General features: G+C 37.6%; 20 protein-coding genes. 18 read left to right on the forward strand and 2 right to left on the reverse strand.

All coding sequences use genetic code 11. The features are described 5' to 3' along the window. Window positions 1-280 precede the first annotated feature (280 nt). Complete coding sequence (locus MR062_RS09720; RefSeq protein WP_242203964.1) at window positions 281-631, reverse strand: 4Fe-4S dicluster domain-containing protein; 351 nt, start codon at window positions 629-631, stop codon at window positions 281-283. 172 nt (window positions 632-803) lie between these two features. On the opposite strand from MR062_RS09720, the gene MR062_RS09725 reads away from it, so the two are divergent. From MR062_RS09725 to MR062_RS09805, 17 genes are all read left to right on the forward strand, one after another. Continuing rightward, complete coding sequence (locus tag MR062_RS09725; RefSeq protein WP_242203965.1) at window positions 804-2,660, forward strand: 2-oxoacid:acceptor oxidoreductase subunit alpha; 1,857 nt, start codon at window positions 804-806, stop codon at window positions 2,658-2,660. Window position 2,661: 1 nt separating this feature from the next. Next, window positions 2,662-3,672 carry a 2-oxoacid:ferredoxin oxidoreductase subunit beta gene (locus MR062_RS09730; protein ID WP_242203966.1) on the forward strand — a complete coding sequence of 337 codons (1,011 nt, stop codon included), beginning with the start codon at window positions 2,662-2,664 and terminating at the stop codon, window positions 3,670-3,672. A gap of 10 nt (window positions 3,673-3,682) precedes the next feature. After that, window positions 3,683-4,033, forward strand: a complete 351-nt coding sequence (locus MR062_RS09735) for an NADH-quinone oxidoreductase subunit A (protein ID WP_242203967.1) — start codon at window positions 3,683-3,685, stop codon at window positions 4,031-4,033. Next, on the forward strand, window positions 4,003-4,599 hold the full coding sequence (locus MR062_RS09740) for an NADH-quinone oxidoreductase subunit B (protein WP_242203968.1): 597 nt from the start codon (window positions 4,003-4,005) through the stop codon (window positions 4,597-4,599). The genes MR062_RS09735 and MR062_RS09740 overlap by 31 nt, the downstream gene beginning before the upstream one ends. Further along, the gene (locus MR062_RS09745; protein WP_242203969.1) at window positions 4,599-5,165 is read left to right on the forward strand and encodes an NADH-quinone oxidoreductase subunit C; all 567 of its coding nucleotides are present in this window, start codon (window positions 4,599-4,601) and stop codon (window positions 5,163-5,165) included. The genes MR062_RS09740 and MR062_RS09745 overlap by 1 nt, the downstream gene beginning before the upstream one ends. A gap of 24 nt (window positions 5,166-5,189) precedes the next feature. Further along, the gene (locus tag MR062_RS09750) at window positions 5,190-6,311 is read left to right on the forward strand and encodes an NADH-quinone oxidoreductase subunit D (protein WP_242203970.1); all 1,122 of its coding nucleotides are present in this window, start codon (window positions 5,190-5,192) and stop codon (window positions 6,309-6,311) included. 48 nt (window positions 6,312-6,359) lie between these two features. Further along, on the forward strand, window positions 6,360-6,596 hold the full coding sequence (locus MR062_RS09755; protein ID WP_242203971.1) for a four helix bundle protein: 237 nt from the start codon (window positions 6,360-6,362) through the stop codon (window positions 6,594-6,596). A 127-nt stretch (window positions 6,597-6,723) separates the two neighbouring features. Beyond that, window positions 6,724-7,848: an NADH-quinone oxidoreductase subunit NuoH gene (gene nuoH, locus MR062_RS09760; protein ID WP_242203972.1), complete on the forward strand. Its 1,125-nt coding sequence runs from the start codon at window positions 6,724-6,726 to the stop codon at window positions 7,846-7,848. A gap of 3 nt (window positions 7,849-7,851) precedes the next feature. Next, a complete protein-coding gene (locus MR062_RS09765) occupies window positions 7,852-8,328 on the forward strand; it encodes a 4Fe-4S binding protein (protein WP_242203973.1) in 477 nt (158 codons plus the stop codon). A 5-nt stretch (window positions 8,329-8,333) separates the two neighbouring features. After that, window positions 8,334-8,852, forward strand: coding sequence for an NADH-quinone oxidoreductase subunit J family protein (locus tag MR062_RS09770; RefSeq protein ID WP_242203974.1), 519 nt, complete (start codon window positions 8,334-8,336; stop codon window positions 8,850-8,852). 2 nt (window positions 8,853-8,854) lie between these two features. After that, window positions 8,855-9,172 carry an NADH-quinone oxidoreductase subunit NuoK gene (gene nuoK, locus MR062_RS09775; protein ID WP_242203975.1) on the forward strand — a complete coding sequence of 106 codons (318 nt, stop codon included), beginning with the start codon at window positions 8,855-8,857 and terminating at the stop codon, window positions 9,170-9,172. Between the two features lie 105 nt (window positions 9,173-9,277). Further along, window positions 9,278-9,658, forward strand: a complete 381-nt coding sequence (locus MR062_RS09780) for a GxxExxY protein (RefSeq protein ID WP_242203976.1) — start codon at window positions 9,278-9,280, stop codon at window positions 9,656-9,658. A 74-nt stretch (window positions 9,659-9,732) separates the two neighbouring features. Then, entirely contained in the window at window positions 9,733-11,652 is a 1,920-nt protein-coding gene (gene nuoL / locus MR062_RS09785) for an NADH-quinone oxidoreductase subunit L (RefSeq protein ID WP_242203977.1), read from the forward strand. 9 nt (window positions 11,653-11,661) lie between these two features. Continuing rightward, window positions 11,662-13,149, forward strand: coding sequence for a complex I subunit 4 family protein (locus MR062_RS09790; RefSeq protein WP_242203978.1), 1,488 nt, complete (start codon window positions 11,662-11,664; stop codon window positions 13,147-13,149). Between the two features lie 42 nt (window positions 13,150-13,191). Next, complete coding sequence (locus tag MR062_RS09795; RefSeq protein WP_242203979.1) at window positions 13,192-14,598, forward strand: NADH-quinone oxidoreductase subunit N; 1,407 nt, start codon at window positions 13,192-13,194, stop codon at window positions 14,596-14,598. A 6-nt stretch (window positions 14,599-14,604) separates the two neighbouring features. Next, window positions 14,605-14,943 (forward strand): hypothetical protein, encoded by a 339-nt coding sequence (locus MR062_RS09800; protein WP_242203980.1) that lies wholly within the window; start codon window positions 14,605-14,607, stop codon window positions 14,941-14,943. 453 nt (window positions 14,944-15,396) lie between these two features. Then, on the forward strand, window positions 15,397-15,726 hold the full coding sequence (locus tag MR062_RS09805) for a 2Fe-2S iron-sulfur cluster-binding family protein (protein ID WP_242203981.1): 330 nt from the start codon (window positions 15,397-15,399) through the stop codon (window positions 15,724-15,726). 92 nt (window positions 15,727-15,818) lie between these two features. Here MR062_RS09805 and MR062_RS09810 read toward each other — a convergent pair whose 3' ends face one another. Beyond that, window positions 15,819-16,997 carry an acyl-CoA dehydrogenase family protein gene (locus MR062_RS09810; protein WP_242203982.1) on the reverse strand — a complete coding sequence of 393 codons (1,179 nt, stop codon included), beginning with the start codon at window positions 16,995-16,997 and terminating at the stop codon, window positions 15,819-15,821. 645 nt (window positions 16,998-17,642) lie between these two features. On the opposite strand from MR062_RS09810, the gene MR062_RS09815 reads away from it, so the two are divergent. Continuing rightward, on the forward strand, window positions 17,643-20,336 hold the full coding sequence (locus MR062_RS09815; protein ID WP_242203983.1) for a DUF1553 domain-containing protein: 2,694 nt from the start codon (window positions 17,643-17,645) through the stop codon (window positions 20,334-20,336). The last annotated feature ends 7 nt before the right edge of the window (window positions 20,337-20,343 follow it).

Here is a 20,343-nt window from a genome sequence, read left to right on the forward strand (position 1 = left end):
TGTACAAAGAGAAGGTAGATTTTTTATAAAAAACTATGGTGTCTAAAAGGAAATCATTTGGTCACATTGAGCGCAGTCGAAATGCTCCCTGTAAACCCCCTCGCCTTCATCCCATTAAATTGGGATGAATTCACTCCTCCTTTTTAAGGAAGAGAATTTTTATTTAATGTTTAAATAGTAAAGGGGATAGATAAAAAAAAGACACATCTAACAAGCGTTAGAATGTGCCTTTTAATTGATTAACACGGTTTTCTTTTTAAATATAAGGAGCTAAATACTGTTATTCAGCATGTAGCCAAGCTTTTTTGGCAAGTAATTCTTCTTCAGACTCCACATGGTCTTCATCGGGAACACAGCAGTCAACGGGGCAGACCGAAGCACATTGTGGCTCGTCATGAAACCCTTTGCACTCGGTACATTTGTCTGGTACTATAAAATAAAACTCATCAGAAATAGGGTCGTTTTCGGCATCAGCATCAACTTCACCCCCGTTAGGTAAAGCTACTGTTCCACTTAAAGCGGTTTCATCAGAATAAGACCACTCTTGGTCTGGTTCATATATTGCGTTGTTGGGGCATTCTGAAATGCAAGCATCACAATTAATGCACTCGTCTGTTATTATAATGGCCATAATATTTCGTTTTTATTATAGTAAATGATTGTAAAAATAAAATTTCAATTAAAAAATTAACGTGATAAAAGTCATCTTTCTTGTTAAAAAGTTAAATTATTTTTAGAACTTGAATACATAAATTTACTAATATTAGGTAAATTTAGCTAAATTTTTTAATTATAATAATGGTATGAGAACACCTATGGTAAAAAATCAACCAGAAACTTTAGAGGCAGTCATCATTAGATTTGTTGGAGATTCTGGAGATGGTATGCAATTAACAGGGACTCAGTTTTCTGATACTTCGGCTATGTTTGGTAACGATATTGCCACATTTCCAAATTATCCTGCTGAAATAAGGGCACCTCAAGGGAGTTTGTATGGGGTTTCGGGTTTTCAAGTGCATATAGGTAGTGTTGAAATTAGTACACCAGGCGATGAGGTAGATCTATTGGTGGCGATGAACCCTGCGGGCTTAAAGACCAATTTACATGCGGTTAAACCTGGGCATACCATTATTGTCGATACCGATGCGTTTACGAAAAAGAACCTGGAAAAGGCACAATATGAAACCAATCCATTAGAAGATGGGAGTTTGGCAAATTATCGCATTATTGAAGTGGCGATGACCTCTTTGACTAAAGAAGCTTTAAAAGATATAAGTGGTTTGGATAATAAGAGCATCACACGTACAAAAAATATGTTTGCCTTAGGTATGGTATACTGGATGTACGATCGTTCATTGGATCATACCATAGCGTTTTTTAATAAGAAATTTAAATCGAGGCCAGAAATTATTGAGGCCAATACCAAAGTTTTAAATACGGGTTATTATTTTGCCGAAACTTTAGAGCTTATCCCTAATGCCTATACCATTTCCCCAGCTAAAATGGAAGCGGGGACCTATAGAATTATTATGGGTAATACAGCTACGGCTTGGGGCTTTTTGGCAGCTGCTGAAAAATCGGGCCTAGAGTTGTTTTTAGGATCTTATCCAATTACTCCCGCATCAGATATTTTACACGAGTTAGTAAAACACAGGCACTTTGGAGTAAAATCGCTTCAAGCCGAAGATGAAATTGCTGGTGTTACCTCCGCTATAGGCGCTTCGTTTGCTGGTGATTTGGCCATAACAACAACTTCGGGCCCTGGTTTGGCATTAAAAGGTGAAGCCATTGGATTGGCCATGATGTTGGAGTTGCCTTTGGTTGTGGTGAATGTACAGCGTGGAGGGCCTTCAACTGGATTGCCTACCAAAACAGAACAATCCGATTTGCTACAGGCATTGTACGGTAGAAATGGCGAAAGCCCATTAATAGTGATAGCGGCAAGTACACCGGCCAACTGCTTCGATTTTGCTTATGAAGCCGCAAAACTTACACTGGAGCATATGACACCCGTGCTTTTATTAAGCGATGGCTATATCGCCAATGGATCTGCACCGTGGAAGATCAAATCGGTAAACGATATGCCGGAAATAAAAAATAATAAGGTTAAAGATGTTGTTGAAAATTGGCATCCTTATGATAGAGATGAAAAGACTTTGGCCAGAAATTGGGCAATTCCTGGAATTCCAGGGTTTGAACACAGGGTTGGTGGTCTAGAAAAAGATAGAGTGAGTGGTAATGTGTCCTACGCTCCAGAGAACCATGAATACATGACCAAAATAAGAGCCGAAAAAATTAAACGCGTTCAAGATTATATCCCAGAACTGTCAACTGAGTTTGCTAATAAAGGTGATTTATTGGTGATAGGCTGGGGAGGAACCTATGGGTCATTGCATTCGGCGGTTAAGCAAATGAATGAAGAAGGTAATAGAAATATAGGTTATGCACATTTTAATTATATAAATCCATTGCCCAAGAATACCGAAAAGATATTAAGACAATTCAAAAAAGTTGTAGTGTGTGAATTGAATACTGGCCAATTCGCCAAAGTCCTAAAAATGAATTTTAATGGATTGGATATTGTGCAGTTTAATAAAATACAAGGACTCCCATTTAGTAATGGTGAGTTGATTGAAAAATTCAAACAATTATTAGAATAAGATGGAGACAACAGTAGAAAAATATACATACAAAGATTTTGAAAGTGATCAAGAAGTAAGATGGTGCCCAGGTTGTGACGACTATGTTATTTTAAGGGCTGTACAAAAGGCGCTTCCTGAAATAGGTGTAAAACGGGAAAATGTGGTGTTCATCTCAGGTATAGGGTGCTCTTCAAGATTCCCCTATTATATGAATACCTATGGGATGCACAGTATTCATGGTAGGGCTCCAGCTATTGCGACTGGTGTGAAATTGGCCAATCCCGATTTAAGTGTTTGGGTTATTACGGGAGATGGCGATTCCATGGCGATAGGCGGAAACCATTTTATTCATCTTTTAAGGCGAAATGTCAATTTAAATGTTATATTGTTTAATAATGAAATATATGGGCTTACCAAAGGACAGTTTTCACCAACATCCCTAGTAGGACAGAAAACCAAGTCTTCACCTTATGGTAATACCCAACCGCCATTTTCGGCGGGGGAATTGGCACTTGGCGCCAATGCTCGGTTTTTTGCACGCATTGGAGGTAATGTGCCAAAGGATATGTCGCAAATTTTTATTGAATCAGAAAAATTTAAAGGCACATCCTTAATAGAAGTGTTGCAAAATTGCCCAATATTTAATGATGGCGCTTACGATGAATTTACCAATAGAGCCGTTAGGGAAGACAGGCAATTGTTTGTAGCGCATGGAGAGCCAATGATTTTTGGAAAAGAAAAAGATAAAGGTTTGGTGTTAAATGGTTTAAAATTGGAAGTGGTGACCATTGGAGAAAATGGTATAACTGAAGAAGATATCTTGGTCCATGATTCCAAGACTGAAGATCCAACATTGCATCAAATGCTTGTGAGACTTAGGTATCCTTTGGTTACGGGTATTATAAGAAGTTTTGAAGAAAAGACCTTTGAAGAAAGAGAACAAGAGCAGACACAGCAAGTAAAGACCGATTCTAAATTTGTTAAAGCCGATGATTTGTTCTTTTCAGGAGATATCTATCAAGTATTTTAATTATTAAATTATGGGTTCAGAAGCTATCATCGTATTTTTAATTGCAGGGGTCGTTTTGGTTGCTGGTGCTAATTTCTTATCGGATTTAATTTCACCAAAATCAGACAGTCAGCAAAAAAGGGACCCATACGAAAGTGGTATGAAAACCATAGGCCCCACTTGGGTACAGTTTAAAGTAGGATACTATTTGTTTGCCATATTATTCTTGATATTCGATGTAGAAGTGGCTTTTTTGGTACCTTGGACTGTAGTATTTGGTGATTTTGGAGGCATAGCTTTTATAGAGATATTAATATTTCTATTCATATTGGGGTTAGGACTACTTTATGCATGGAAGAAAGGCGCGTTAAAATGGGAGTAGACAATACATATAAAATACCAGAGGATTTTCCCGGGAAGGTGATTCCGGCAGGAAACGGAGCTAATATTGTGGTCACGTCTTTAGACAAAATTATTAATTGGGGACGCTCCAATTCCTTGTGGTCTTTATATTTTGGAACTAGTTGCTGCGCTATAGAAATGATGCAAACAGGAGCAGCACGGCACGATTACTCCAGATTTGGTTTTGAAGTTGCAAGACCTTCACCCCGACAAGCCGATTTAATTATCATAGCAGGGACCATAGTGAATAAAATGGCACCTGTATTACGCCGTTTGTACGATCAAATGGCAGAGCCCAGATATGTTATAGCCATGGGAGCCTGTGCCATTTCTGGCGGTCCATTTTTTTACAACACTTATTCGGTCGTAAAAGGAGCAGATCATGTTATTCCCGTAGATGTTTATGTGCCCGGGTGTCCACCAAGACCAGAAGCTTTACTTGAAGGGATGATTATGCTACAGGAAAAAATAAGAACAGAAAATAGGAAGCAAAAAAAGAACCCGATTGACGGTTTTGATGAAGGCTACTATAAAAAAGATGTATAATGACTAACGAGGCACTACAAGAGTTAATAGGCAGTTGGTTTCCCAATCCGGAGGCCGATATGGCTAAGGACGTTTCTAAAACGACCGTAGAAGAAGAAGGAGATGGGGAAACCGATCCGTCAAAAGTAGAGGAACCGGTGCCTTCAAGTTTATTGCAGTTTAGTGAGGAAGGTTCCCAGTTTTTAAACATTGTTGTGAATCCAGAACACTTTCATGATCTTATGCTTAAGCTAAAAACCAATGAAGCAACATCTTTTGATTACTTGTTTTGTTTAACAGGTGTAGATTGGGGTGAAGCATTAGGGGTGGTGTATCATTTAGAATCCACCAAATACCGCCATAGTGTTGTGGTAAAGGTAAATACTGCCGATAGAGAGAATCCTATGCTCAATTCAGTTTGCGATATTTGGCGAACTGCCGAGTTTCACGAACGGGAAGTGTTCGATTTTTTCGGAATCAAATTCAAAAACCATCCCAATTTAAAACGCCTTTTTTTAACTGAAGAGTGGGATGGTTATCCACTTAGAAAAGATTATGAAGACGAGATTAACATGGTGATAAAATAAATATGATGACTTGAAGCTTAAAACATGGAAACCGAAACCTTAAATAATAATTTCAAATCTGAAGAGTATTTCATCAATATGGGACCTCAACACCCTGCAACCCATGGGGTGTTACGTCTTTTGTTAACTATTGATGGTGAAATTATAAAAAAGGTAGAGCCAGATTTGGGCTATATCCACCGATCCATAGAAAAAATGTGCGAACGCGATAGTTATCAGCAAATTGTGCATTTAACAGATCGTATGGATTATTTGTCATCGCATATCAACAACGAGGCCGTTTGTTTAACTGTTGAAAATGCCTTACAGCTTGAAATCCCAGAACGTGTTAAGGTGATAAGGACCATAATAGGTGAGCTTACCAGAATTGCGTCGCATTGCCTGTGGTGGGGTGTTATGGGAATGGATGTAGGCGCATTGAGCACCTTTTTTTATGGTTTTAGGGATCGTGAAATGATCAATGATATTTTTGAAGAAACCTGTGGTGCTAGATTAACGATGAACTATAATGTGCCCGGTGGGCTAATGTGGGATATTCACCCAAATTTTATCAATCGGGTTAAAAAGTTCGTGGCACATTTCAAAACAAAGATTCCAGAGTATGATCAGCTTTTAACGGGTAATATTATTTTTCAAAAAAGGACCAAAGGCGTAGGGGTTTTGTCCAAAGAAGATGCCATTTCTTTTGGGGTATCAGGACCAGTGGCTAGAGGTTCTGGTTACTCTTGCGATGTTAGGAAATACCATCCCTATAGTGCTTTGGATCGAGTAACTTTTAACGAAGCCTTACAGACCGAAGGTGATACTTTTGCGAGGTATCAGGTAAGGATCCAAGAGTTATGGGAGTCGTTATCAATTATAGAACAGTTAATCGATAATATCCCGGAAGGAGAACATCGTGTTGCAACAAATGCCGTGATTAAATTGCCCAAAGGTGAGTTTTATCAAAAAGTGGAAACCGCACGAGGAGAATTGGGGGTTTACATTATAAGTACAGGAACAAAAAACCCATATAGATTGAAGTTTAGGTCGCCAGGATTTTCAAATTTATCGGCATTAAACCATATTGCTGTTGGAGGAAAAATAGGGGATTTAGTGGCTACCATGGCAACATTGGATTTGGTGATTCCTGATATAGATAGATGATCGGTGGTAGATGACAGGTGACCGATGACCGGAGTTTAAAATTTATTTATGCATAACGGTAGATTTAAGTTTGAAAAGTTAAAAATATGGAATAAGGCTATGGATTTTGGTGAAGAAATAGATAAGCTAACCGATAGTTTTCCAAAAAAGGAACTCTTTAACTTATCATCACAAATTAGGAGAGCATCAGATTCGATTGCTTTAAATATATCTGAAGGAGCTATTGGACAATCAAATCTGGAGCAAAAGAAGTTTTTAGGGTATGCTATTCGTTCGTTAGCTTAAGTAGTAACGTGTTTACATAAAACAAAGAGAAGAAATTATATCAATGAAAAGGAATTTGATAACTTTTATGATGAATCATTTCATTTAATGAATATGATGATTGCATTTAGAAATAAACTATGATGTAATGTTTAGATTAATCATTCAATATTGTTTTTCAATTACCGACATTCATGCTTCGGTCATCGGTCTCCGGTCATCGGGCATTACAAGGTCTATCCAAGATTGGCTTAGTGGCATGATGCCAGAGGCAACAGCACAAATAGTGGGCATGGTTATTATTGCTTTAATTTATTTGGGCATTTTCTCTGTGGCTGGACTGTTTCTAGTGCTTATTGAACGTCGGGTAGCCGCGTGGTTTCAATTGCGTATTGGGCCTAACCGGGTTGGCTTTCAGGGCCTTTTGCAAACCATGGCAGATGCTTTAAAGTTAGTATCAAAAGAATTGACCGGAACAGAACGGGCAGATAAATTCCTGTATAATTTGGCCCCTTATTTTGTGATTATCTCCGCTTTAATGGCATTGGGTTTAATACCTTTTACCAAAGCATTTCAAGCATTCGATATTAATATTGGTATTTTCTTTTTAATAGCCATTTCGTCCATTGGCGTTATAGGCATCTTATTAGGCGGGTGGGCCAGCAATAATAAGTTTGCATTGATTGGAGCTATGCGTAGTGGGGTGCAAACCATAAGTTACGAGCTTTCCGTTGGGTTGTCGTTGTTAACCATGATATTGCTAACAGGTTCATTACAACTTTCGGAAATAGTGGAAGTCCAGAAAAATGGCTGGTTAATTGTCCAAGGTCATATTCCGGCTATTATTGCCTTTATGATTTTTATGATTGCAGGCACAGCAGAGACCAATCGGGCCCCTTTTGATATGGTCGAGGCCGAATCGGAGCTTGGCGCAGGATTTCATACAGAATACTCAGGCATGAAGTTCGCCTACTTTTTCTTGGCCGAATTTATAAACATGTTTATCATTGCTGCCATTGCTACTACCGTATTTTTTGGTGCTTGGCTATCGCCGTTCGGGATTACGGAATCCATTCCTATTTTAGGGGTGTTCTGGTTTTTGGCCAAAGCTATGGTGTTGGTGTTTTTAATGATGTGGTTTCGATGGACGTTCCCCAGGTTAAGAGTCGATCAATTGCTAACCTTGGAGTGGAAATACTTATTGCCTATAAACTTGGCTAATATCGTTATTATGGCATTTATAGTTTGGCAAAAATTAATCATTCAGATTTAGATTATGGGTTATTTTTCAAACATATACCATGGAATAAAAACACTGCTAAGGGGTATGAGTGTTACTGGGAAGTATTTTTTAAACTCCAGAAAAGGCGCTATAACCCAGCAGTATCCAGATAATAGAGCCACTTTAAAAATGTTTGAGCGTTTTCGTGGTGAAGTGATTATGCCCCATGACGAAAATAACGAACATGCTTGTACTGGTTGCCAAAAATGTGAGATTGCCTGCCCTAATGGATCAATTGAGATTATTTGGGATAGGGGTATTGATGAGCACTCGGGCAAGAAGAAAAAGAAAATAGACCAGTTTGTTTACCATTTAAGTTTATGCACCATGTGTGGTTTGTGTATTGATGTATGCCCAACAGATGCCATTAAATGGGGACAGAATTTCGAAAATTCGGTTTACGATAGAACCAAGTTAACACGGGTATTAAATAAACCAGGCTCTAAAATAAGACAAGGCGTAGAAGATTAACAATTATGGAAAGAATACTATTTTATATTTTGGCTTTAATGATGATAAGCTTTGCGATAGCAGCCGTTAGTAGTCGAAAAATGCTACGTTCTGTTATTTATTTGTTATTTGTGCTAATGGGTGTAGCTGGGATCTTCTTTTTAATAGATTACAATTTTTTGGCGGCCATTCAACTTACGGTATATGCAGGAGGCATTATTGTATTGATTATCTTTTCGGTATTGTTGGTACATCATATTGAGTTAAAATTAGAAATGGCAAAGCCAAAAAGGCAAATTGTTACTGCAATAGCTTGCTTATTGGGTATAGGGGTTTTTCTGAAAACAATGTATTCCTACGATTTTAAGGTAATAGAAAATCATGTTACGACAACCACTTCAGATATTGGTGCCAAGTTGTTAAGTTATGATGCAGGAGGGTTTATTTTACCGTTTGAAGTGATTAGTGTCCTGTTGTTGGCTGCCATGATAGGTGCCATTATAATCGCTAAAGGCAAGAAGTTAAACCAACAAACCGATGTATAATTATGATTGAAGGCGTTACGATATACGACATTTTAACACTAACAACCATTTTGTTTTTTATTGGTGTTTATGGGTTTTTAACACGTAAGAACCTTATTTCGATATTAATTTCTGTGGAAATGATCTTAAATGCATCGGTGGTTAATTTTGTGATTATCAACAAATATTTATATCCAGATGTGTTGCAGGGCGTTCTGTTTTCAATATTTATAATCGCTGTTGCAGCGGCCGAAACAGCATTGGCAGTAGCCATCATTATAAATCTTTACAGGCAAATAAGTTCGGTTGAAGTTAAGGATACGGAAGTTATGAAGTATTAATGGTAACCACAAAGCACACAAAGAAGGCGCAAAGCACACAAAGAAATCCTCTGTAAACTTTGTGAAAACCTTTGAGAACTTTGTGGTAATAAAAGTAAACAATGTATGAATGAAAATGAACTGTCTAAAAAGATTATTGGGGCGGCGATAGAAGTTCATAAAGTTTTGGGCCCTGGCTTACTTGAAAGTGCATATACAGAATGTCTTTTTTATAAACTTCAAAAACTTGGACTCAAGGTGGAAAAAGAAAAGGCTATGCCCTTGGTTTTTGAAGAAGTAAAGTTAAACTGTGGTTATAGAATTGATATTCTTGTAGAAAGCAAAGTGGTAGTAGAATTAAAGAGTGTTGAGGCATTGCATGATGTGCATTTGGCGCAAACATTAACATATATGAAATTAGGAAATTACAAACTTGGTTTATTAATAAACTTTAATGTTAATCTCTTAAAAGAAGGTGTTAAAAGAGTAATAAATGGCACTTTGTAACCTTTGTGAAAGACTCGGTGTTCTTTGTGTAGAGCTTTGAGTTCTTTGTGGTAAAAAAGAAAATAATTTAAATTATGAACCTAACTTACATCACATTAATTCCTATGATACCGTTGCTGGTTTTTTTGGTACTTGGGATTTTCAACAAAAAAATTAAGCCTCTTGTTTCTGGTTATGTTGGAGTTTTTGGATTGTTGGCTTCAGCAATGTTATCGTTTTATGCTGCTTATGAGTACTTTTTCGTTCATGGGAAAGTAGATGGTGTTTTTCAAACGTTTTCTATAAAATCGGTTTGGATGAATTTTACCGAAACATTGCATATCGATATGGGAGTTTTAGTAGACCCAATTTCGGTAATGATGCTCGTAGTGGTTTCTGTGGTATCCTTAATGGTTCATATTTACAGTAGGGGCTATATGAAGGGAGACGATGGTTATACCCGGTTTTTTGCATTCTTGTCGTTATTCACATTTTCAATGTATGGCTTGGTATTGGCAACCAATCTATTTCAAATTTATATTTTTTGGGAACTGGTAGGGGTATCATCCTATTTGTTAATAGGGTATTACTATACAAAAACATCGGCCATAGCAGCCGCTAAAAAGGCGTTTATCGTTACGCGTTTTGCCGATTTCGGGTTTTTAATAGGCATCATAGTTATAGGCTATTATACTGGGACTTTCGATTTTGAAACCTTAAACAACCCAGAAGGTAGCGCTATCCTTAATTGGGCATCGACTTCGTTTATGGGCTTGTCGATAATCACATGGGCTTTAATCTTAATTTTTATTGGTGGTGCAGGAAAATCGGCTATGTTTCCATTGCACATTTGGTTGCCCGATGCTATGGAAGGGCCAACGCCAGTTTCTGCATTGATACATGCCGCTACTATGGTGGTTGCCGGTATTTTTTTAGTGGCGCGGTTATTCCCCATGTACTATTTTGTAGAAGATGGGTTTGCCCTAAATATTGTGGCTTATGTGGGGGCTTTTTCGGCACTGTTCGCCGCTGTTATAGCGATAACACAAACCGATATTAAACGGGTGTTGGCATTTTCAACCATGTCGCAATTGGGCTATATGATGTTGGCCTTAGGTGTTTCAGGGTACGAAGGACATGAGGGTGTAGGGTATATGGCCGCCATGTTTCATTTGTTTACCCATGCCATGTTTAAGGCTTTATTGTTCCTTGGTGCAGGTTCGGTAATCCATGCTGTACACAGTAATTATTTGAATGATATGGGTAGCCTTAGAAAGTATATGCCCATTACCAATATCACTTTTTTAATAGCAGCACTAGCCATAGCAGGCGTGCCTCCTTTAGCCGGATTTTGGAGTAAGGATGAAATTTTAGTTGCCGCTTTCGAGCATAATAAGCTTATTTATTATGTAGGTGTCTTTGTCGCTGGGCTTACGGCCTTTTATATGTTTAGATTGTATTTTGGAATATTCTGGGGTAAAGACAGAAGCTATGAGCATGCGCCCAAGGAATCCCCCTTATCCATGACATTTCCTTTAATAGTACTTGCAGTGTTAAGTGCAGTGGCTGGATTTATGCCATTTAGTGAATATGTAACAGCCGATAAGGCAGGTTTCCAGGCCCATTTAAATTATCCGTTGGCAGCTGTTGCTACTTCAGTAGGTCTTTTAGGTATTTCTTTAGCATGGGTGTTCTATAAAAAGGAAAACACCTTGCCCGATGTTTATGCTAAAATTTTTGGGCCATTTTATAAATGGGCAAGCGATAAATTCTATTTCGATGAAATTTATCTGTTCATCACCAAAAAGATAATTTTTAAGTACATATCGGCACCCATAGCCAAGTTCGATAAGAAATATGTAGATGGGACTATGGAAGGTATTGGGAACAAAACCGTATTGGTTTCAAAAACAATTAAAGGCATGCAATCGGGGAAAGTTCAGGATTATGCTTTTGGATTTATTGCCGGTGTTGTGGTGTTGGTAATAGTAGGTATTTATTTATGGTCAAACTAAACAATTAATATGGATACTTTATCACTATTTATAATCATACCGTTACTAACCGTTTTAGCTCTAGTTTTTACAAAAGCACTGAAACAGGCTAGGATAGTAGCCATGGTAGGAAGCATTGTCCAGCTCGCTATGGCAATACGTTTGGTATTTGCCTATTTTAAGGAACGAGCCATAAACGATAGTATTATGCTCTTTACTAAGGATGTGGTTTGGTTTAAGCCATTCAACATACATTATAGTGTTGGAGTCGACGGTATTTCGGTAGCTTTATTATTGCTTACGGCTATTGTGGTATTGGCCGGTGTTTTTATTTCTTGGAAAATGTACAACCTGCCTAAGGAGTTTTTCATTTCGTTAATTGTGCTTTCCATTGGTGTTTATGGGTTTTTTATTTCAATAGACCTGTTTACTATGTTTGTATTCTTTGAAATAGCTGTGATACCCATGTATCTGTTAATTGGTATTTGGGGCTCTGGTCCAAGGGAATATTCAGCAATGAAATTAACCTTAATGTTAATGGGCGCCTCGGCGGTATTACTGGTTGGGATTTTAGGGATTTATTTTAATTCCAATGCCGATGGTGGAGCGTTAACATTTAATATATTGGAAATAGCAAAGGTTGATATTCCTTTTGAAGTCCAGAAGTTATTCTTTCCATTAACCTTTATTGGGTTTGCTGTTATTGGAGCCTTATTTCCTTTTCATACTTGGTCGCCAGACGGTCATGCCTCTGCACCTACAGCCGTGTCGATGTTGCATGCTGGCGTGCTTATGAAATTAGGTGGCTACGGCGTGTTTAGGGTAGCCATGTATTTATTGCCAGAGGGCGCATTGCATTGGTCGTGGTTCTTTATCATATTATCTGTTATAGGAGTGGTTTATGGTGCTTTTAGTGCGATCAAGCAAACCGATTTAAAGTATATCAATGCTTATTCATCGGTAAGCCATTTGGGCTTGGTATTGTTTGCACTATTAATGTTGAATAAAACGGCATGGAACGGTGCCATATTGCAATCATTATCCCATGGGTTTATGACAGCCTTATTCTTTGCGCTAATAGGGATGATATACGAAAGGACACATACGCGGGATATTTCAAAATTAGGAGGCCTCTTAAAAGTGATCCCCTTTATTTCAGTCATTTATGTTATTGCAGGATTAGCCTCTTTAGGATTGCCAGGTTTTAGTGGTTTTGTCGCCGAAATGAACATTTTTGTCGGGGCGTTTCAGGAAGATGATATGTTTATGCGTATAGCCACCGTACTATCCATTTCTGTAATTGTAATCACGGCGGTTTATATCTTACGGGTCGTTGGTATTATGCTTATGGGACCCATAAGAAATGAAGCTTACCTCAAATTGGAACGGGTGACCTGGTATGAGAAATTCGGCATTTTATTATTGTTAGTGCCCATTGTAGGTATTGGTGTGGCACCTCTTTGGTTAAGCGATATGATTATAGATAGTTTACAACCCTTCATTCAAGGTTTGTTATAACCATAAAACATTAAGACTATGAATTTGAGCAGTTTTTTAATAATGAGACACGAGGTAATACTCTTGGCAGTTATTCTATTGCTTGTAATAGGTGAAATTTTTATTGCTCAACGCAAAAAAAACAGCATGGTGCATCTGGCCATATTTCTATTTGGAATACATACCCTAATAGGATTTTTAGCCATTGACTTCGGGAGTATCTTTGGGGGTATGTTTCACACTAATGCGTTAATTCAATTCTTTAAAAATATAATCAACATAGGCGTTTTTATTTTGCTTTTGCAATCGGGCGATTGGTTGCAGGAAAGAATCGTTCAAGAAAATAAAGGGTCTGAATTTTTTATATTGTTATTTTCATCGCTTTTAGGAATGTATTTTATGGTTTCTTCTGGTGATTTTTTAATGTTTTATCTGGGTTTGGAATTATCAACACTGCCTATCGCGGCTTTAGCGGCATACGAAACTTCTAAACGTAAATCCAGTGAATCTGGAATTAAGTTTATTTTATCGGCAGCATTGGCATCGGGTGTGGCATTATTTGGTATATCCATGTTATATGCTACTTCGGGATCTATTTATTTTGCAGATATTATTGGAGGTGGTGTGACAGAGCCAAACCACCTCACCATTTTAGGGTTTGTTTTGTTTTTTGCAGGGTTGGCATTTAAGATTTCGCTGGTACCCTTTCATTTTTGGACCGCCGATGTGTATGAAGGAGCCCCGATTAGCATTACATCTTATTTATCAGTAATTTCTAAAGGCGCTGCTGTTTTTATATTAATGATTTTGTTGTTTACCGTTGCAAAATCGTTAATGGGTATTTGGGAACATATCGTTTATGTGTTGGCCATTCTTACCATGTTTGTTGGTAATTTATTTGCATTAAGGCAGCAAAACATGAAACGCTTTTTAGCCTTTTCGTCGATTGCCCAAGCTGGATTTATATTACTTGGCCTTACAACGGGAAACCAATTGGGTGTTGCTACGGTAGTTTATTTTATACTTATTTATATGTTTTCTAACCTGGCGGCATTTGGAGTTGTACAAGCCATATCCTTAAAAACAGGCAAGGAAAACATGAAGGATTATGAAGGTTTATATAGAACCAACCCTAATTTAAGTTTGGTTATGATGCTAGCCTTGTTTTCTTTGGCAGGAATCCCTCCGGTAGCTGGTTTCTTTGGTAAGTTTTTCTTGTTTACCGCAGCGGCAAGCAAAGGGTATTATTTGTTGGTGTTTCTAGCGGTTGTTAACGTTACCATTTCGTTATATTATTACTTATTGGTAGTAAGGGCTATGTTTTTGCGAGAAAATGATCTGGCAATTCCTTATTTTAAAAGTAATTTGTATATGAAAATAGGGCTTTTAATGACAGCAGTAGGTATTTTGGTTATAGGTTTGTTTAGCCCTATATATGATTATATTTATGAATTAAGTAATCTATATTAGAATATTATGGCATTAACGGGAAAACATACATTTGGCAGTATTGATGATACCAGGGTTACTTTTGTTGAAAAGGGCGTGAGTGCCGAACGTAAAACATTTTTAAAAAAATTGTTGGAGCATAATGGGTTTGAAGTCCTTATTCAGGAAGATAAAAGGAAGACAGAAGAAGACCCCCAGCGCTATACCGTAGCAGTAACCGATATGGTTTTTAACCCTACCATTTGGGTGTTCCAACGTAAACTGGAAACCTTCGATGGCCAAAAAGTTACGCGTGGCTATTGGGAACAGGAAACAGAGGATGCCAAGCCTCAATATTGGAATAACGGTAGCAGTAACCCCAAATAATATTAACCTGTGTCTGTTTCAAAGATGCAGTTTATCAAGTAGTTAATAAATGATATCACAAATCAGCAGTCATTCCGAACGTGTCACACTGAGCGCAGTCGAAGTGAGGTACGAGGAGGAATCTCATAATAATGGGATTTACCTACGTTGAACCTTTCGGTTTCTCGTCATTCGCTTCTCTCTTTCAGGCAATAACAAACATCTAATATTAGCCGTTTTAATTATTTTAAACACTCAATAAATAATACAACCCTGGTTTTATTGGTTGTTTCAATAAGAAATGCAGTAACTAATTATTCCACAGTAAAGCATTTCATTTTTTACTTTATTAATACATTTTTACAGATTTATTTTTAATTTTTATAAATCCTATTAATTCTATAGGAATTATATTGTTATTAAAAAATAATAAAGTTATTTTTGCCCAAACACTAAAAAACGATTAATTGTAAAATGAGCGATATTACAATAAAAGTAACGGATAGGGATGGTAATAAACATGAGGTTTTAGCTCCTACAGATATGGCAATGAATTTGATGGAAGTCGTGCGGTCTTACGAACTGGCTCCAGAAGGCACTATTGGTATTTGTGGCGGTATGGCCATGTGTGCATCCTGTCAATGTTATGTGTTAAGTAATAACAATATACAGGAAATGAGTGATGATGAAGAGGCCATGTTAGCAGAAGCTTTTAATGTACAAAAAAACAGTCGTTTGGGCTGTCAAATACAAATAACACCAGAAATGGAAGGCCTTGAGGTAGCGTTGGCTCCTGAAGATTAAAAGGTTAATTAGTTAAGTTAGGTTTTTGAAGCGTAAAGGAGTAAATTGATGTGAAAAAGAAAAATTATTCAGTTTCCTTTTTCACATCAGTTTTATTTAAACGCATTCAGCCCCGTTATGTCCAAGCCTGTAATTAGTAAATGGATGTCATGTGTGCCTTCATAAGTAATAACACTTTCAAGGTTCATAGAATGGCGCATAATACTGTATTCGCCAGTAATGCCCATGCCTCCTAACATCTGCCTGGCTTCCCTGGCGATCTTAATGGCCATGTCCACATTATTGCGTTTGGCCATGGATATCTGTGCTGAGGTTGCTTTGCCCTCATTTCGAAGGGTTCCCAATCTCCAGGTAAGCAGTTGTGCCTTGGTGATTTCGGTTATCATTTCGGCAAGTTTCTTTTGTTGCAATTGGAACTGTCCAATAGGTTTTCCAAATTGTATACGTTCTTTGCTGTAACGCAATGCGGTATCATAACAGTCCATTGCTGCTCCAATGGCCCCCCAGGCAATACCATAACGCGCAGAATCCAAACAACCCAATGGTGCACCTAGCCCCGATTTGTTAGGCAATAGGTTTTCCTTGGGAACCTTTACATTATCAAAGATAAGTTCTCCCGTTGCCGATGCACGAAGCGACCATTTATTATGGGTTTCAGGTGTTGAAAAGCCTTCCATGCCACGCTCTACAATAAGCCCATGTATACGGCCTTCTTCATTTTTTGCCCATACTACTGCCAGTTGGGCAAAAGGTGCATTACTAATCCACATTTTGGCGCCATTTAGCAAGTAGTGGTCACCCATATCCTTAAAATTGGTAACCATACCACTAGGATTACTGCCATAATCTGGCTCGGTCAAACCAAAGCAGCCCATCCACTCGCCGCTGGCTAACTTAGGTAAATATTTTTGGCGTTGGGCCTCATTGCCATATTTCCAGATAGGATACATAACCAAAGACGATTGTACCGATGCTGTACTGCGAATACCGGAATCTCCCCGCTCTATTTCCTGCATAATCAGTCCATAGGAAATCTGGTCCAGTCCAGCACCACCGTATTCCATTGGGATGTAGGGACCAAAAGCACCTATTTCAGCCAACCCCTCTATAATTTGCATAGGGAATTCGGCCTTTTGGGCATAATCTTCAATAATAGGGGATACTTCCCGTTTTACCCATTCACGGGCGGCGTCCCTAACTAGCTTGTGTTCTTCTGTTAAAAGCTCGTCTAAGTTATAGTAATCTGGTGCTTCAAATAAATCTGGTTTCATTCCTTATGAAGTATTTTGTAATTACATAATTGTAAAATTATGTGCTATTTTATTGTTGAAAATGTAATAATTAGTCAAATTTAAATAAATCAACTGATAAATTTCAAAATATAAATCATTATTTAAATGATGTAAGATAAGGCGGTTTGATATGCTACAATATAGTGTTAGTTTATTTTAAATAAGACTGGAAATTAAGAGTTTAATCTTTTTCATTGAAAAGAATTAAACAACAAAATTAACTTGAGTAGTTATATTTGGAATAAAGTCAGTGTGTTATAAGTGAAAAAAGATTTCTAGCTAAGTTACAATAGCTATAATCTATATAAATTTATAACTTTTGTTCATACATTTTTTAATTTTTTTGTATAAACATTATAACATTATATACTAAAGTATAAGAAGTTAATTATAACTGGTTATTTTGAACAACTTTAAATTCTGATAAGAAGTTAGGAGTTTCAATAGGGGAATACCTGTTAAATAAACGTATAATAAGTAGAGGGTAACAAGAACAGAACGAATTTACCGTGCTAAATGTACTCTTTTCAATATGAGTATTTAAAGGAATAACTTTATTGATTTACATTTGGTTAGATTGAAGTTTTACGCAACTAAAATTTAATGTAATAAAAAATAAGACGCATGCATATTTATAGGATTATAAACCTTTGCTTTTTTATCTTTCTTTTTTTTACATCTTGTAAGGATGAAAAAATAAATTTCAATACCCAAGTACGTCCTATACTTAATAAGAAGTGTATTAGTTGCCATGGAGGCGTTAAACAATCTGGAGGGTTTGGTTTGGTATTTAGGGAGAATGCTTTAGCTGAAACAGTTAATGGTAAGATAGGAGTTGTTCCTGGTCATCCTGAAAAGAGTGAAATGATTAGAAGAATCAACCATAAGGATCCAGAAATGCGTATGCCTCTTGAAGGAGAACCGTTAAGTAAAGAAGAGATAAATATACTTACCAAATGGATTGAACAAGGAGCAGAATGGCAAGAGCATTGGGCTTATTTAAAGCCACAAGAACCAGAAGTAACTACAGATAATTTGGATTGGGGAGTAAACGAAATAGATTATTTTGTTTATAATGGCATGGAAGCGCATGATTTGTCTCCTAACAAACAGGCCAATCCTAACGATTTGGTGCGTCGCCTGTATTTGGATTTAATTGGGGTGCCTCCAACGACCAAACAGGCAAAAACTTTTGTTAGCGATCCTTCCGATAAAGCTTATGAAGCATTGGTAGACACCCTTTTGCAATCGCCCAAATACGGTGAGCATTGGGCCAGTATGTGGTTGGATTTAGCTAGGTATGCCGACTCCAAAGGCTATGAAGCCGACAGGGCCAGGGAAATATGGAAGTATCGCGATTGGGTTATCAAAGCATTTAATGAAGATAAACCTTTCGATCAATTTACCATTGAACAATTAGCAGGTGATTTATTGCCCAACCCTACCGAAGATCAATATATAGCAACGGCATTTCATAGAAATACATTGAATAATGGAGAAGGTGGTACCGATAATGAAGAGTACAGAATATCTTCAGTAATAGATCGTGTTAATACCACGTGGGAAGTATGGCAATCTACAACAATGGCTTGTGTGCAATGCCATAGTCATCCGTACGACCCTATAAAGCATAAAGAATATTATACGTCTTTTGCCTTTTTTAATAATACCGCCGATTGGGATGTGCCTGCTGAACATCCTATATACAGGGAGTTTGACAGTTTAAGTACAACCCAATTAGATGATGTTAAACAATGGATTACCAAAGTATCCTCAGAATCCGAAGCAAATGAATGGGAAGCCTTTCTTCGGATTCAGGAACCTAAAGTGCGTCCAGAGGATTTCGCTGAAACAGTACATACTACGCATTACAACAGATCCAATCAAGATTATATGGAGGTCTATGAGGGAGCATATATTAAACTTCAAAATGTAAACCTGAGTAATATCGACAGGGTCTATGTGAATTATAGGCAATACATGAACGACAAAGGAAAGTTGTTAATTAAAAAGGATAGCCTTAATGGAACTCTTATAGGGGAAACGGTATTGAGCAAGTCCAATGGTTTTAGGAATGAGCCGGTTATGCTTAAAACGAATGAAGAAACTGCTGACCTGTACTTTCAATTTACAAGTAATAATAAAGATTATCTGTGCTTTTTGGATGGGTTTTTATTCTCTGAAAAGCTGCCGATCGAAGATAAAGAAGAAGCTTCCGAAGTCTATCATAAAATAGATGATTTGCTAAATTCAGGGTTTAAGCATTCAACCCCAGTAATGGTTGAAAAACCAAAAGACTTTGGCAGATTAACCCAAGTGTTCGACAGGGGTAACTGGTTGGTGTTGGGGGATACCGTTCAAACCGATATTCCAAAGTTATTTAATGTAAATAACAGGCAGTTTAAAAGTAGATTGGATTTGGCTGAATGGTTGGTGAGTGAAGATAATTATCTCACAGGACGAGTGATTGCCAATCGCTTTTGGGCCAAATTATTTGGAAAAGGGATTGTACTTACTTCAGAAGATTTTGGAACCCTAGGGGAGAAGCCTACACATCCTGAATTACTCGATTGGCTGGCTTTACGATTTTCAAAAGATTGGAATTGGAGCATGAAAACATTAATACGGCATATAGTGCTTTCTGCAACCTATAAACAAAGTGCTGTTATTACCGAGGAGGCCAAGCAAATAGATCCGCATAATCAATGGTTGGCACGAAGTTCGAGAGTAAGATTATCGGCCGAACAAATAAGAGACCAGGCCCTAGCCGTATCTGGGTTATTAAGTGATAAAATGTACGGACCGAGTGTTATGCCCTATCAGCCAGAAGGTGTTTGGACGGTTGTATACAGTAATGATACCTGGAAAACAAGTCCCGGAGAAGATGCCTATCGAAGAGGTTTGTACACCTATTTAAGGCGGTCTAGTCCCTATCCTTCGTTTATAAGCTTTGATGCTTCCGAGAGAGAGACTTGTCTATCAAGACGTATTAATACCAATACCCCAATCCAAGCACTTGTGACCTTAAACGATCCGGTATATTTTGAAGCGGCCATGCATTTGGCGCAACAGATAGAAACAATTGAAGGAGATAATAAGCTTAAGGTCGAAACGGCTTATACCAAGGTGATGGGCAAAAAGATCACACCAGAGAAATTGGGAGTATTAGTAAAATTATTAGAAGATACCAAAACGTATTATCAGGAGAATAAAGAAGAAGCACATGAGTTAGTGAAATCCGATAATTTAGAATTGGCCTCACTTACAATCATGATGAATGTTTTAATGAACATGGATGAATTTATCGTAAAAAGCTAAACGGGTA

Source organism: Aestuariivivens insulae, assembly GCF_022662195.1.
Classification (GTDB): domain Bacteria; phylum Bacteroidota; class Bacteroidia; order Flavobacteriales; family Flavobacteriaceae; genus Aestuariivivens; species Aestuariivivens insulae.